The 13782-nt window shown below is 67.4% G+C and carries 13 protein-coding genes; 8 read left to right on the top strand and 5 right to left on the bottom strand.

Annotated elements, in window-relative coordinates; translation table 11 throughout:
* Positions 1-221: 221 nt before the first annotated feature.
* Positions 222-1589, top strand: a complete 1368-nt coding sequence (locus WT24_RS26775; protein WP_059792322.1) for an amino acid permease — start codon at positions 222-224, stop codon at positions 1587-1589.
* Between the two features lie 158 nt (positions 1590-1747).
* Here WT24_RS26775 and WT24_RS34675 read toward each other — a convergent pair whose 3' ends face one another.
* A complete protein-coding gene (locus WT24_RS34675) occupies positions 1748-1909 on the bottom strand; it encodes a hypothetical protein (RefSeq protein ID WP_006476417.1) in 162 nt (53 codons plus the stop codon).
* A gap of 244 nt (positions 1910-2153) precedes the next feature.
* Between WT24_RS34675 and WT24_RS26770 the strand changes: the two genes are divergently transcribed.
* Genes WT24_RS26770 through WT24_RS26760 form a run of 3 tightly spaced genes read left to right on the top strand, consistent with a single transcriptional unit; the run spans position 2154 to position 5632 of the window.
* Positions 2154-3197, top strand: a complete 1044-nt coding sequence (locus tag WT24_RS26770; RefSeq protein WP_060036327.1) for a Fe(3+) ABC transporter substrate-binding protein — start codon at positions 2154-2156, stop codon at positions 3195-3197.
* Positions 3187-4854, top strand: a complete 1668-nt coding sequence (locus WT24_RS26765; protein WP_060036326.1) for an iron ABC transporter permease — start codon at positions 3187-3189, stop codon at positions 4852-4854. The genes WT24_RS26770 and WT24_RS26765 overlap by 11 nt, the downstream gene beginning before the upstream one ends.
* Positions 4855-4858: 4 nt before the next feature.
* The gene (locus tag WT24_RS26760; RefSeq protein WP_060036325.1) at positions 4859-5632 is read left to right on the top strand and encodes an ABC transporter ATP-binding protein; all 774 of its coding nucleotides are present in this window, start codon (positions 4859-4861) and stop codon (positions 5630-5632) included.
* A 30-nt stretch (positions 5633-5662) separates the two neighbouring features.
* Here WT24_RS26760 and WT24_RS26755 read toward each other — a convergent pair whose 3' ends face one another.
* The 4 genes from WT24_RS26755 to WT24_RS26740 all read right to left on the bottom strand — a co-directional run bounded on the left by WT24_RS26755 (position 5663) and on the right by WT24_RS26740 (position 8182).
* The gene (locus WT24_RS26755) at positions 5663-6133 is read right to left on the bottom strand and encodes an Lrp/AsnC family transcriptional regulator (RefSeq protein ID WP_006484401.1); all 471 of its coding nucleotides are present in this window, start codon (positions 6131-6133) and stop codon (positions 5663-5665) included.
* A 242-nt stretch (positions 6134-6375) separates the two neighbouring features.
* Positions 6376-7017: an NAD(P)-dependent oxidoreductase gene (locus tag WT24_RS26750; RefSeq protein WP_060036324.1), complete on the bottom strand. Its 642-nt coding sequence runs from the start codon at positions 7015-7017 to the stop codon at positions 6376-6378.
* Positions 7018-7207: 190 nt separating this feature from the next.
* Entirely contained in the window at positions 7208-7663 is a 456-nt protein-coding gene (locus WT24_RS26745; protein WP_059501849.1) for an Rrf2 family transcriptional regulator, read from the bottom strand.
* A 90-nt stretch (positions 7664-7753) separates the two neighbouring features.
* On the bottom strand, positions 7754-8182 hold the full coding sequence (locus tag WT24_RS26740) for a hypothetical protein (RefSeq protein ID WP_060036323.1): 429 nt from the start codon (positions 8180-8182) through the stop codon (positions 7754-7756).
* 196 nt (positions 8183-8378) lie between these two features.
* Here WT24_RS26740 and WT24_RS26735 point away from each other — a divergent pair, with 196 nt between their 5' ends.
* The 4 genes from WT24_RS26735 to WT24_RS26720 all read left to right on the top strand — a co-directional run bounded on the left by WT24_RS26735 (position 8379) and on the right by WT24_RS26720 (position 13755).
* Positions 8379-8714, top strand: a complete 336-nt coding sequence (locus WT24_RS26735; RefSeq protein WP_060036322.1) for a hypothetical protein — start codon at positions 8379-8381, stop codon at positions 8712-8714.
* A gap of 254 nt (positions 8715-8968) precedes the next feature.
* Positions 8969-10162, top strand: coding sequence for an ammonium transporter (locus WT24_RS26730; RefSeq protein ID WP_060036321.1), 1194 nt, complete (start codon positions 8969-8971; stop codon positions 10160-10162).
* Between the two features lie 192 nt (positions 10163-10354).
* Positions 10355-12319 (top strand): PhoX family phosphatase, encoded by a 1965-nt coding sequence (locus tag WT24_RS26725; protein ID WP_060036320.1) that lies wholly within the window; start codon positions 10355-10357, stop codon positions 12317-12319.
* A 611-nt stretch (positions 12320-12930) separates the two neighbouring features.
* The gene (locus WT24_RS26720; protein WP_059501840.1) at positions 12931-13755 is read left to right on the top strand and encodes an IclR family transcriptional regulator; all 825 of its coding nucleotides are present in this window, start codon (positions 12931-12933) and stop codon (positions 13753-13755) included.
* Positions 13756-13782: the final 27 nt, after the last annotated feature.

The following is a 13782-nucleotide window of genomic DNA, read 5'->3' as shown; positions in this document are numbered from 1 at the left end:
TTGCCCCGAAGCAAGCCCCACCCGCGCCACGCGGCCCGCGCCTGCGGGCGCACGAATGCCCCAAGCGCCGTTCCGCTCGCCGCGCCAGTCAGGGAATACCCGATTCCGGTCACCGGGCCCGGCTTGTTATCATTCGTTCACATTCAAGTTGTATAGACAACTTGAGCCAATCGGGCCGGCCCCGCTCGCCCGGTTCGTCGCATAACGATATCGGAGACTCGATGAAAAACTTGCAGCGCCACCTGAGCGCGCGGCACATCCGCTTTCTCGCGCTGGGCTCGGCGATCGGCACGGGCCTGTTCTACGGGTCGGCGTCCGCGATTCAGCTCGCGGGTCCGGCGGTGATCCTCGCGTACCTCCTGGGCGGCGCGGCCGTCTACATGGTGATGCGCGCGCTCGGCGAGATGGCCGTGCGCGAACCCGTCGCGGGCTCGTTCGGCCACTACGCGACCGAGAACCTCGGCCCGTTCGCGGGCTTCGTCACCGGCTGGACCTACACGCTCGAAATGGTGATCGTCGCGATCGCCGACATCACCGCGTTCGGCATCTACATGGGCTTCTGGTTTCCGGATGTCCCGCAATGGATCTGGGTGCTCGGCGTCGTCGCGATCATCTGCGGGCTGAACCTGTGCCACGTGAAGGTGTTCGGCGAGCTCGAATTCTGGCTGTCGATCATCAAGGTCGGCGCGATCGTCGCGATGATCGGCGGCGGCGTCGCGATCCTGCTGACCGGCATGCACCTCGGTCATTCCGCCGACGTGCCGACGTTCGCGAACCTGTGGAACCACGGCGGCTTCTTGCCGAACGGAATCGGCGGGCTGATCGCGTCGCTGTCGGTCGTGATCTTCGCGTACGGCGGGATCGAGGTGATCGGGATGAGCGCCGGCGAGGCGAAGGACCCGGAGCGCGTGATTCCGCGCGCGATCAACGCGGTGCCCGCGCGCATCCTGCTGTTCTACGTGCTGACGATGGTGGTGCTGATGTCGATCGGCCCGTGGACCGGCGTCGGCAGCGACGGCAGCCCGTTCGTGCAGATCTTCTCGGCGCTCGGCGTGAAATCCGCCGCGACGATCCTGAACCTCGTCGTGATCAGCGCGGCGATCTCGGCGATCAACAGCGACATCTTCGGCGCGGGCCGGATGATGTTCGGGATGGCGCGGCAGGGTCAGGCGCCGCGCGTGCTGATGACGACGTCGCGCCACGGCGTGCCGTGGGTCACGGTGCTCGTGATGGCCGCCGCGCTGCTGGTCGGCGTGCTGCTCAACTACCTGATGCCGAAGGACGTGTTCCTGGTGGTCGCCGCGATCGCGACGTTCGCGACCGTGTGGGTCTGGCTGATGATCCTGCTGTCGCAGGTGGCGATGCGTCGCCGCCTGTCGGGTGCGGAAGTCGCGGCGCTGAAGTTCAAGGTGCCGCTGTGGCCCGTGGCGCCCGCGCTGACGATTGCATTCATGGGCTTCGTGATCGTGATGCTCGGCTGGTTCGACGATACGCGCGTCGCGCTGTATGTCGGCGCGGCGTGGCTCGCGCTGCTCGCGGCCGTGTTCTACGCACGGATCCGCCCGAAGTTCGCCCCTGCGTCACGATGACGCTCGACTGATTGTTCCATGCGGCGCGCCGGCCTCGGCGCCTGCGTCTGTCCGGCGCGATGCGATGGATCACGCGTCGCGCCGCCCCCGTCTCCTCCTGCCCCCTGCGTCTCGCCCACGGCTCCATCGCGCCGCGCAGCGATCATGCACGCCGGCGTTCAGTGCGACGCGGCGCTCGCGGCCTCGGCCGGATGGGCCTCGTCGTACGCGTGCTTCTGCGAAATCGCGTTGTACAGGATCGTCCCGATCACGAGCAGCACGGCCACGACGATCAGGATGCTCACGTTGCGGACAGGGTTCTTCTTGCGCTGATCGTTCATGGTCGGTGCGGCTCCGTCAAATTCGTCGAAGCGGGCATTCTACGCGCTTGCGCCCGCGCTGCGCCGCCCCGTTCGCCGATCCCCGCCCCGTGCATCTCCGCCGCTTTCCGCAAGCTTTCGTTTGTTAATCATTCCCATTTCGATTTAGAATCGCTAATCTTTCATTTTGTAATGTTCCGGGTCGTTCGGGCGGCAGGCGCGCTCCGGAACGCTTCCTCGTCCACCTGCCCCACCGGAGTTCTCCATGTCGAATCCGCGCACCCGCCTGCTGCCGCTCGCCGGCGCCCTCGCCCTGGCTGCGGCCGCCTTCGCGCCGCTTGCCCATGCGGCCGAGGAAGTGAGCCTGTACACCACCCGCGAGCCGAAGCTGATCCAGCCGCTCATCGATGCGTTCACGAAGCAGAGCGGCGTCAAGGTCAACACGGTGTTCGTGAAGGACGGCCTGCTCGAGCGCGTGAAGGCGGAAGGCGCGCAGTCGCCGGCCGACGTGCTGATGACGGTCGACGTCGGCAACCTGCTCGACCTCGTCGACGGCGGCGTCACGCAACCGGTGCGCTCGAAGGCGCTCGACGACGCGATTCCCGCGAACCTGCGCGGCGCGAACGGCGACTGGTACGCGCTGTCGCTGCGCGACCGCGTGCTGTACGTCGAAAAGGACCTGAAGGTCGATGCGTTCCGCTACGAGGATCTCGCCGATCCGAAATGGAAGGGCAAGGTCTGCATCCGGTCGGGCCAGCATCCGTACAACACGGCGCTCGTCGCGGCGATGATCGCGCACGACGGCGAGGCCGCGACCGAGCAATGGCTGCGCGGCGTGAAGGCGAACCTCGCGCGCAAGGCGACGGGCGGCGATCGCGACGTCGCGCGCGACATCCTCGGCGGGATCTGCGACGTCGGGCTCGCGAACGCGTACTACGTCGGCCACATGAAGCATGCCGAAGCCGGCAGCGATGCGCGTAAATGGGGCGACGCGATCAAGGTCGTGCGCCCGACGTTCGCGAACGCGAAGAGCGGCGGCACGCACGTGAACATCAGCGGCGCGACGGTGGCGAAGCATGCGCCGCACAAGGCCAATGCGGTGAAGCTGCTCGAATACCTGGTGTCGCCGGAAGCGCAGGCGCTGTATGCGCAGGCGAACTACGAATACCCGGTGCGCGCGAACGTGAAGCTCGACCCGGTGATCGCGAGCTTCGGCACGCTGAAGATCGACCCGCTGCCGCTGGCGGATATCGCGAAGCATCGCAAGCAGGCGAGCCAGCTCGTCGACAAGGTCGGCTTTGACAACTGACGCATCGCCTGCCCGCGTCTATCGAGAGCCGCGCGCGGGCAGCTTGTGGCTGCTCGCGGCGCTGACGATCGCCGCGGCGGTCGCGGCGCCGCTCGCGGTGCTCGTGGCCGCCGCGTTCGACGCCGATCTCGCGCACTGGCGGCATCTCGCCGAATTCGTGCTGCCGCAGGCGCTCGTCAATACGCTGCTGCTGCTCGCGGGCGTCGGCACGATCGTGTCGATCGTCGGCACCGGCTGCGCATGGCTCGTCACCGCGTACGAATTTCCCGGCCGCCGGATCCTGACCTGGGCGCTGTTGCTGCCGCTCGCGGTGCCCACCTACATTGTCGCGTTCGCGTATCTCGACCTGCTGCATCCGATCGGCCCCGTGCAGGGCGCGATCCGCTGGCTGCTCGGCTTCGACAGCCCGCGCCAGTTCCGCCTGCCCGATCTGCGCTCGCTGCCCGGCGCGATCTTCGTGCTGGGCTTCGTACTGTATCCGTACGTCTATCTGAGTACGCGCGCGATGTTCGTCACGCAGTCCGCGAGCCTGCTCGAGGCCGCGCGCACACTCGGCGCCGGCCGCGTCGCGACATTCTGGCGCGTCGTCGTGCCGCTTGCCCGGCCGGCGATCGCGGTCGGCATGAGCCTCGCGCTGCTCGAAACGCTGAACGATATCGGCGCGTCGGAATTTCTCGGCGTGCAGACGCTGACCGTGTCCGTCTATACGACGTGGATCACGCGCTCCGATCTCGCCGGCGCCGCGCAGATCGCCCTTGCGATGCTCGCGATCGTCGTCGGCATGATCGCGCTCGAACGCTACGGGCGCCGCCGCCAGCGCTACGCGCACGGTCGGCGCATGCGGCCGATCGCGCCGCGCCGCCTGGCCGGCACGGCCGCGCTGGGCGCCGCGGCGCTCGGCTGGCTGCCAGTCCTGCTCGGCTTCGGCGCGCCGGCCGCCTATCTCGCGGTCGAGACCGGCAAGCGGCTGCACCTCGTCGGCGGCGTATCCGCGCAACTGATGACGGGGCTCGCGAACACGCTGACGATCGCGACCGCCGCCACCGCCGCGACGCTCGCATGCGGGCTCGTCGTCGCATGGGCCGCGCGCGCGCAGCGCGACAGCGCGCGTGCGGGCCCTGCCCGCCTGTGCACGCGGATCGCGAGCCTCGGGTACGCGGTGCCGGGCACCGTGCTCGCGATCGGCCTGCTGATTCCGTTCGCGGCGGCCGACCGGCTGTTCGGCGTGGCGCTCGGCCGCGACGGACTGCTGCTGATGGGCTCCGCGACCGCGCTCGTGATCGCCTACACCGTGCGCTTCCTCGCGATTCCGGCCGGCGGCATCGAGGCCGGCCTCGCGCGCATTCCGCCATCGCTCGAACAGGCCGCGCGCTCGCTCGGCGAAACGGCCGGCGGCACGTTGCGCCGCGTCCATCTGCCGCTGTTGCGGCCCGCGCTCACAACGAGCGCGCTGCTGGTGTTCGTCGACGCGATGAAGGAACTGCCGGCCACGCTGCTGCTGCGCCCGCTGAACTTCGACACGCTCGCGACGTGGCTGTATGCGGAAGCCGCGCGCGGCACCTATGAAGAAGGCGCGGTCGCCGCGCTCGCGATCGTGCTGGCCGGGCTCGTGCCCGTGATCCTGCTCGCACGCACCCGCCACAAGATCGGAGGCTGATACCGTGAACCTGCTCGAACTCGACGACCTCTGCATCGCCTACGACACGCCGCACGGCCGCCGCACCGTCGTCGACGGCCTGAGCCTCGCGCTACCGCGCGGCGACATCGGCTGCCTGCTCGGCGCGTCCGGCTGCGGCAAGACCACCGTGCTGCGCGCGATCGCCGGCTTCGAACCCGTGCGCATGGGGCGCATCGTGCTGGACGGCACGCCGGTCGCGGCGCCGTCGCTCGACGTGCCGCCCGAGCGGCGGCGCATCGGCATGATGTTCCAGGATTACGCGCTGTTCCCGCACCTGAGCGCGGCCGACAACGTCGCGTTCGGCCTGCGGCGCTGGCCGAAGGCCGAACGGCGCCTGCGCGTCGCGCAGATGCTCGAGCTCGTCGGCCTCGCCGATTCCGGCGACGCGTATCCGCACGAACTGTCGGGCGGCCAGCAGCAGCGCGTCGCCCTCGCGCGCGCACTCGCGCCGTCGCCGGAATTGCTGCTGCTCGACGAACCGTTCTCCAATCTCGACGTCGATACGCGCGAGCGGCTCGCGTTCGAGCTGCGCGACATCCTGAAGCACACGGGGCACACCGCGATCCTCGTCACGCACAATCAGGCGGAAGCGTTCGCGATCGCCGACCGGATCGGCGTGATGAAGGACGGCCGGCTCGCGCAATGGGATACGCCGTACGCGCTGCACCATCATCCGGCCAGCCCGTTCGTCGCGGATTTCGTGCGCCGCGACGCACTGGCCGACGAGCGCGCACGCGCACTCGCGCGCGGCCGCTGACACCGCGCCGCCGGCGCGGCGGCGTGTCCGTCAGGCGGGCTCGGCCAGATCGCGCACGGGCAGCGCGGTCGAATACTTGATCTGCTCCATCGCGAACGACGAACTGACGTCGAACAGCGGCACCGTGCGAATCAGTTGCTTGTAGACGCGGTCGTAGTCGTCGATCCCGGCCACGACGACGCGCAGCAGATAATCGGTCTCGCCGCTCATCCGGTAGACCTCGACCACTTCCGGCATGTCGCGCACCGCTTGCGTGAAACGCTGCGCCCATTCCTCGGTGTGCTGGTTCGTGCGGATCGCGACGAACACGGTCGTGCCGACCCCGAGCTTGCGCGGATCGCACAGCGCGACCTGCGCGCGAATCGCGCCGGTTTCCTTCAGCCGCTGCACGCGCTTCCAGCACGGCGTCTGCGACAGGTTCACGCGCTGCGCGAGCTCGGCGATCGGCAGCGTGGCATCCGCCTGCAGCAGCTCCAGCAGCTTGCGATCGATGGCGTCCATTTCTCCATTCCCTCGTCGATAGAAATTTATTCTATTCATCCTGCCCGACGGGGAACAATATGAAAACTGCTTCGTTGCGTCGACCGGTGTAAATACCGATCCGTCATGCATGCGACGCTTTCGCGCGCCAAATGAAACAGGCGACGCCACCCGCGAGGGCGGAATCGCCTGAAATGGCTGCGCGTCGCCGCTTGCACGTCGCACCCGGGCCGGCGCTTACCCGCCGCCGGCCGTCACGCCGCTCAATACGCGACCGTCGCGATCTCGCGCACGAAGCTGTCCTGCTCCAGCGCGTCGACGAACGCGACCGCGTAATCTTCCGCCGAGATCTTGCTGTTGCCTTGCGCGTCCACGATCAGCTTGCCGATGCCGGTGCGGAACGTGCCCGTGCGCTCGCCCGGCGCGATCAGCGCAGCCGGTGCGAAGAAGGTCCAGTCGAGATCGGTGACCGTCTTCAGGTAGCCGAGCGCGTCGCGGTGCGCGAGCGCCTGCGGCTTGTACGCGTCCGGGAAACCTTCGGTGTCGACGAGTTGCTTGCCCGGCGCGACTTCGAGCGAACCGGCGCCGCCCACCACGACGAGCCGCTTCAACCCGGCCTGACGCGTGCCGGCGACCAGCGCCTTCGCAACCGCGACGACCTGCGCCGCATCTTCCTGCTTCGGGCCGTACGCGCTTGCGACGACGTCATGGCCCGGCAGCGCGGCCGCGATGCTGGCGGCGTCGAACAGGTCGGCCGCCTTCGCGGTGATGCCGTCGCCGGATGCGCCCGGATGGCGCGAAAGCGCCGTGACGCGGTGGCCGCGCCGCACGGCTTCCGCCGCGATGCGCGAGCCGATCATGCCGGTGGCGCCGAACAGCGCGATATTCAACGAACGTTGCGTCATATCGATTCTCCAGAAATAAAAATATGTAACACAATTAATTACATATAAGACCGAAAAAAAACGGGGCGAAGCCCCCGTTGCGCCGATCGTCGCGCGTCCGCGCCGTCCGGCTTCCTGCCTGCCCTGCCGCCGGGCACCCGTCGTCGGTTGTCCGCCGCAAGTTGCCCCGCTGCCGGTCGCCCGCCGCCGTTTACCCGCCGGCGCGCGCCGCTCGTTGCGTGCGCTGTTCCAGATCCAGCATGTCGGCCGTCACGTCGACCAACGTGCGCGTGGCGAGCGAAGCCTCCATCGCGCGCTGCGCGTCGCCGATATAGCCGGTCAGCACGCCCTGGATGTGCCGCCCGACGAGACACGCCGGATTCGGCGCCTCGCGGTGCAGCGCGAATAGTTGCGCATCGTCGACCGCACGATACACGTCGAGCAGCGTGATCTCGCCGGGCTCGCGCGCGAGCAGCGCACCGCCGCCCGCACCGAGCTGCGACGTGGTCAGCCCGGCTGCTGCCAGCATCGACAGCAACCGGCGAATCAGCGCCGGATTCGTATTCACGCTGCCCGCGATGACGTCGGACGACAACGGCACGCCTTCCTGCATCGACAGCAAGGCGAGCACGTGAACGGCGAACGCGAACCGGCTGCTGGTATTCATTCCTGACTCACTCGGCGACACCGGCCCGACCCGCGGCCGGCGACATGTGTAACCATCATAATTACATTTTGCGGATCGTGCAAGCCCGCGTCATTCGCCGCTCGCGGGTTTCGCCCCCGCGGCGTTCTGCTGGCTCCACTGCTGGAGTTTCTTGCCGGCTTCGGCGATCTTCGCGCCCGCTTCTGAAGCCGCATGCGCGACGACGGCGGACGCCGCCGCGTCGATCTGCGCCTGCGCGGCCGACGCGAGGCCGCTTGCGGACAACGGCGGCACGGCCGACGCCGCGGATGCGAGGCCCGCCTTCGCCGCATTGATCTGCTGGTTGACGGTGCTCGCCATCTGGTCGAGCGCCTTGGCCGCATTGTTCGCCGCATCGGCGGCCGCGCTCGCGGCCGTATCGGGTTGCGCGGCCGGCGTGCCGGACTTCTCGCAGCCCGCGAGCAACAGCAACGCGCCGGCGGCCACGGCCGCCAGCACGGACCCGGGCACGCGACGCGCCCGCGATGTCTTCATGTTCATCAGCAATCTCCGGCCGCGCGTTGCACGACCTCGTGGTTGGACCGGTGTCGATGATACCGCCTGTGGAACAGGCTCAATGACGACCCGCCATTAAAAATCCCTTTCAATTTCGGATTCGTCTGATTCAATCGCGGGCGCCGCACCTCTAAAGTGGGCACGCTTCAATTCGCTTCTTCCGTGCCCCCTTTTTCTCGTTATGGCTTTCCTCGTCGACTGGCTCATCGCCCTGGCCGCACTGCTCGCCGCCACCCTGTTCATGAGCCTGCGCGCGCCGTCGGCGCGCCGCCTCGCCGAATCCGGGCGTCCGCGCCGCATCGCCTGCGCGCGCCTGCTCACGCAGGCCGTGATCGGTTTCTGGACGGCCGCGCTGATCGTCGCGCAAGGCATCCTCGGCGCCGACGGCGACGGCCAGTCCGTCGCCGGCTTCGCGGCGCTCGCGTTGGCCGCGCTCGGGCTGGCGACCGTCGCCGGCTACTGGTCGGCGTGCGCGCTGCGGCTGCGTCGGCCGCCCACGCTGTTCGCGCGCCACTGACGCGCCAGATCGGTGCACGGCGACGCAGGATCGCGCACCGCTTCAATCGTCGCACGCACCGATTCGGCACGTACCGCACCACACGCGTGCAGAGAACCGGGCGCTCCTTCGGCATCCGCCCCGCCCCGATCGCGTGCACGATTCACCGGAATACCGCATCGTGCGGTATCCGGGCACCAATTCCACGCAGCCGTTCACCAGGTTGGCTCGATACTTGCATTCCTTGCCCGTTTTTTGCGCAAGGAAGCCAGGGCATGGATGGTCTGAAATCCGGCGTCGACACACTGTTCCTGTTGATCGGCGCCGTCATGGTGCTCGCGATGCACGCGGGCTTCGCATTTCTCGAACTCGGCACGGTCCGCAAGAAGAACCAGGTCAACGCGCTCGTGAAGATCCTGGTCGACTTCTCGGTGTCGACGCTCGCGTATTTCTTCATCGGCTACACGATCGCGTACGGCGTCGAATTCTTCGACGACATCGGCACGCTGTCGCAGCACAACGGCTACGCGCTCGTGCGCTTCTTCTTCCTGCTGACGTTCGCCGCGGCGATCCCGGCGATCGTGTCCGGCGGCATCGCCGAGCGCGCGAAGTTCAACCCGCAGCTCGTCGCGACGCTGATCATCGTCGGTTTCATCTATCCGTTCTTCGAAGGAATCGCCTGGAACGAGCGCTACGGCGTGCAGGCGTGGCTCGTGCACGCGTTCGGTGCGCCGTTCCACGACTTCGCGGGCTCGGTCGTCGTACATGCGTTCGGCGGCTGGGTCGCGCTGCCGGCCGTGCTGCTGCTCGGCGCGCGCCACGGCCGCTATGCGAAGGACGGCCGCATCGCCGCGCATCCGCCGTCGAACATCCCGTTCCTCGCACTCGGCGCCTGGGTGCTCGCGGTCGGCTGGTTCGGCTTCAACGTGATGAGCGCGCAGACGCTCGACAAGATCAGCGGCCTCGTCGCGGTGAACTCGCTGATGGCGATGGTCGGCGGCACGCTCGCGGCGTGGATGGCCGGCCGCAACGACCCGGGCTTCACCTACAACGGGCCGCTCGCGGGCCTCGTCGCAGTATGCGCGGGCTCCGACGTGATGCATCCGATCGGCGCGCTCGTCACGGGCGCGGCGGCCGGTGCGCTGTTCGTCGCGATGTTCACCTGCGTGCAGAACCGCTGGCGCATCGACGACGTGCTCGGCGTCTGGCCGCTGCACGGGATGTGCGGCGCGCTCGGCGGCCTCGCGGCCGGCGTGTTCGGACTGCCGGCGCTCGGCGGTCTCGGCGGCGTGTCGTTCCTGTCACAGCTCGTCGGCACGCTCGGCGGCATCGCGATCGCGACCGCGGGCGGCACGCTCGTCTACGGCGCGCTGAAGGCGACCGTCGGCCTGCGTCTCGATCGCGAAGCCGAATTCGACGGCGCCGACCTGTCGATTCACCGTATCTCGGCCACGCCCGAGCGCGATTGAGCGCGAGCAAGCATCCGATGGGCATCCCGCAGCATGCCTGACGGATGCCCGACACATCATTACGTTTCCAATTCAAAAAACTTTCATCTAGCGTCCCTACACTTCGGTCCAGATTTCAACTTGCCTTCGCGAAGCTTGCCGCTCGCCTGCTTCGCGAAGGCCATTCTTCCAACAACCGAAACTGGACTCCACATGCCCGCGTTGCCCAATGCTTCCCGTCGTCAGGCCCTGAAGATCCTCGCCGGCGCGCCCATGCTTCCCCTTTCCGGCCTCGCGCTGCCGGCCCTGCTGACGGGTTGCGGCGGCGACGACGATCCCGCGTCGACGCCGGCCCCGGTCGCCGCTGCCTATACGTCGGCGGCATTCTCGACGATGGCCGCGCCTACGCTCGACAACGCGGCCGCGATGGCCACGACGACGGTCGGCTCGACGCTGTCGGTGTCGTTCTCGGACGGCTCGTCGCGCAACTTCAAGCTCGCATACCGGCCGTTCTTCGTGACGGGCGACATGGTGCCGGACGGCAACGGCGGCACGACGCTCGCGGGCGGCTACTACGACATCAACAACCAGCCGATCATCGATCGCTCGGTGGCCGGCAAGGAGCGCCAGTTCTATTCGGACTGCCCGGACGGCAGCTCGCTGCTGACGCTGAAGAACGCGAACGTGCCCGGCGTGAAGGGCAACACCGTGTTCGCGGTCGTGCAGTTCGAATACGCGACGCGCGACCAGGCCAGCGCGTCGCAGTACGGCCAGTTGCCGTCGCCGATCGCCGTGCTCACGCTCGACCAGGATCCGGCCACCGGCGCGCTGAAGGTCGTGAAGTACCACAACGTCGACACGTCGAAGGCGCACGGCCTGTGGATCACCTGCGGCGCCAGCCTGTCGCCGTGGGGCACGCACCTGTCGAGCGAGGAATACGAGCCGGATGCGACCAAGGCCGCGACCGACGCGCAGTTCAAGGCGTTCAGCAAGAACACGTTCGGCGACGAGACGAAGGCGAATCCGTATCACTACGGCCATCTGCCGGAGATCACCGTGAATCCGGACGGCACCGGCACGGTGAAGAAGCACTACTGCCTCGGCCGCATCTCGCACGAGCTGATCCAGGTGATGCCGGACCAGCGCACGGTGATGATGGGCGACGATGCGACCAACGGCGGCCTGTTCATGTTCGTCGCGGACAAGGCGGCCGACCTGTCGGCCGGCACGCTGTACGTCGCGAAGTGGACGCAGACGTCGTCCGCGGGCGCGGGCACCGCGACGCTCACGTGGATCAAGATCGGCCATGCGACCAGCAGCGAAATCGAAACGCTCGCGAACACGCTGAAGGCGTCGGACATCATGGACCTGGTGACCGCCGATCCGAACGATGCGAGCTACACGAAGATCCACTTCGGCGGCAAGTTCAACTGGATGCGCGTGAAGCCGGGGATGGAAAAGGCCGCCGCGTTCCTCGAGACGCACCGCTACGCGGCGCTGCTCGGCGGCAGCATGGCGTTCACGAAGCTCGAAGGCACGACCGTGAACGCGAAGGACAAGATCGTCTACACGGCGATGTCGCGGATCGAAACGTCGATGGTCAAGGGCAACGCGGTGTCGCGCGACGTCGCGGTCGACAAGAAGATCGCCGCGGGCGCCGTCTATGCGCTGAACCTGAAGGCCGGCCAGCGCGACACGACGGGCGGCGCGATCGACAGCGAATGGGTGCCGGTCGACATGGGCGCGCCCGCCGCGCTCGTCGGCGAGGATCTCGCCGCGGCCGACGCGCTCGGCAACCTCGCGAACCCGGACAAGATCGCGAACCCGGACAACCTGAAGTTCTCCGAAAAGCTGCGCACGCTGTTCATCGGCGAAGACTCGGGCATGCACGTGAACAACTTCCTGTGGGCCTACAACGTCGACACGAAGTCGCTCGCGCGCGTGCTGTCGTGCCCGGCGGGCGCCGAATCGACAGGCCTGCACGCGGTCGACGAGATCAACGGCTGGACTTACATCATGAGCAACTTCCAGCACGCGGGCGACTGGGAATCGCCGCTGCACGACAAGGTCAAGCCGACCCTCGACCCGCTCGTGCGCGCGAACTACAAGGATCGCTTCGGCGCGAGCGTCGGCTACCTGACTGCGGAGCAGACCAGCATCAAGCTCGCGAAGGGCTGACGGGCCGCGCGCGAGGGGCGTTGCTCCTTGCAGGGCGCCTGGCCAGGCTTCTTTTCTTCATCACCGTTCATTCGTCGGCGCTCCACGCCGTTTCACGCGCGATGCCCATTGCGGGCATCGCGCTTTTTTTTGCGCGTGGGGATCTCGTGCAAGCGACGTCCATCCCGCGTGCAAGCAGCCACGAAATTGGCCCAGACGGGCGTTTACGGCGATCGGGGGATAATACGGGCCTGACGCGTCCGGGCGGACAGTCGGAAACGGGCAAAAAAAAGCGCCACGGAGACCGTGGCGCTAAAAAAGTTCTAGCCATTCCGAGGGCCGTGCTAGAACCTGAGAGACTGCGCGAAACATCGTTGCCGGTTAAACTCTTGAAACGATGTTTCGAAAACGTGAGACATTCTTTCCGTTTCCGCCCGACAAGTCAAGCGGTATTTGCACCGGTTCATGCACTTTCCGACAACGCTCATTTGAGTGTTTTCCCAATAAACCAAGGGTGAACCCGTAAAATCTCATCCAATGACCGATTCACCCGCGGAACATGCATCTTTTGGCAATAGTCCTACAATACCAACAAAATTGAAATCGAGTTTCGGAATTAGAGAGAATCCCTCGTGTCGACCACTGTAACCTCTCCCGCGTCGCGGGACCGTGAATCGTCGCCCGACGAGATCACCGCCCTCGCCCGCGGTCTCGCCGTGCTGCGCCGCATCGCGGCTGCCGACGCCCCCGTCAGCAACCGCGAACTGACCGAATTGACCGGCATCCCGAAGCCGACCGTCTCGCGCATCACCGCGACGCTCGTCAGCGCCGGCTTCCTGTTCCAGTTGCCCGACAGCGAGCGCTTCGTGCTGACCGCGTCGGTGCTCGAACTCAGCCACGGCTTCCTGCGCAACTTCGACATCCGCGCGCGTTCCCGGCCGTTCATGATCGAGCTGGCCGAACGCACGTCGCTGTCCGTGCACCTCGCGGTGCGCGACCGGCTCGACATGGTCGCGATCGACGTGATCCGCCCGCGTTCGGCCGTGCTCGTCACGCGCCTCGAAATCGGCTCGCGGATGGACATCGCACGTACGGCCGTGGGCCGCGCGTATCTCGCCGCGCTCGAGGACGACGAGCGCCGCCAGTTGCTCGAGTCGCTGCGCACCACCGCCGGCGACGACTGGCCGCACGTGTCCGCCCGCCTGACACCCGCGCTCGACGATGCGATGCGCGACGGCCACGCGATCGCGATCGGCGAATGGCGCGAAGGCCTGAACGCGGTCGCGGCCGGTTTCGTCGGCCCGTCGGGCCAGCGCTATTCGGTGAATTGCGGCGGTGCGTCGCACCAGTGTCCGCCCGAATGGCTGCAGGAACACGTCGTGCCCGCGCTGCACGAATGCATCGCGAAAATCACCCGCGAAATCGGCGGCGCGCCGGCCCGGCGTGTCGGCTCGTAATCGTTTCGTCATCGGCGTGTCGCGTTG

Origin of the sequence: Burkholderia sp. MSMB1078WGS (assembly GCF_001528895.1) — a bacterium.
Classification (GTDB): Bacteria; Pseudomonadota; Gammaproteobacteria; order Burkholderiales; family Burkholderiaceae; genus Burkholderia.
This window is presented reverse-complemented; position numbering and strand designations above follow the sequence as displayed.

What these genes read in the sequence shown, in the direction of transcription:
- WT24_RS26775 (WP_059792322.1), top strand. Translation starts at nt 222, where the DNA reads ATGAAAAACTTGCAGCGCCACCTGAGCGCGCGGCACATCCGCTTTCTC.
- WT24_RS34675 (WP_006476417.1), bottom strand. Translation starts at nt 1,909, where the DNA reads ATGAACGATCAGCGCAAGAAGAACCCTGTCCGCAACGTGAGCATCCTG.
- WT24_RS26770 (WP_060036327.1), top strand. Translation starts at nt 2,154, where the DNA reads ATGTCGAATCCGCGCACCCGCCTGCTGCCGCTCGCCGGCGCCCTCGCC.
- WT24_RS26755 (WP_006484401.1), bottom strand. Translation starts at nt 6,133, where the DNA reads ATGGACGCCATCGATCGCAAGCTGCTGGAGCTGCTGCAGGCGGATGCC.
- WT24_RS26750 (WP_060036324.1), bottom strand. Translation starts at nt 7,017, where the DNA reads ATGACGCAACGTTCGTTGAATATCGCGCTGTTCGGCGCCACCGGCATG.
- WT24_RS26745 (WP_059501849.1), bottom strand. Translation starts at nt 7,663, where the DNA reads ATGAATACCAGCAGCCGGTTCGCGTTCGCCGTTCACGTGCTCGCCTTG.
- WT24_RS26740 (WP_060036323.1), bottom strand. Translation starts at nt 8,182, where the DNA reads ATGAACATGAAGACATCGCGGGCGCGTCGCGTGCCCGGGTCCGTGCTG.
- WT24_RS26735 (WP_060036322.1), top strand. Translation starts at nt 8,379, where the DNA reads ATGGCTTTCCTCGTCGACTGGCTCATCGCCCTGGCCGCACTGCTCGCC.
- WT24_RS26730 (WP_060036321.1), top strand. Translation starts at nt 8,969, where the DNA reads ATGGATGGTCTGAAATCCGGCGTCGACACACTGTTCCTGTTGATCGGC.
- WT24_RS26725 (WP_060036320.1), top strand. Translation starts at nt 10,355, where the DNA reads ATGCCCGCGTTGCCCAATGCTTCCCGTCGTCAGGCCCTGAAGATCCTC.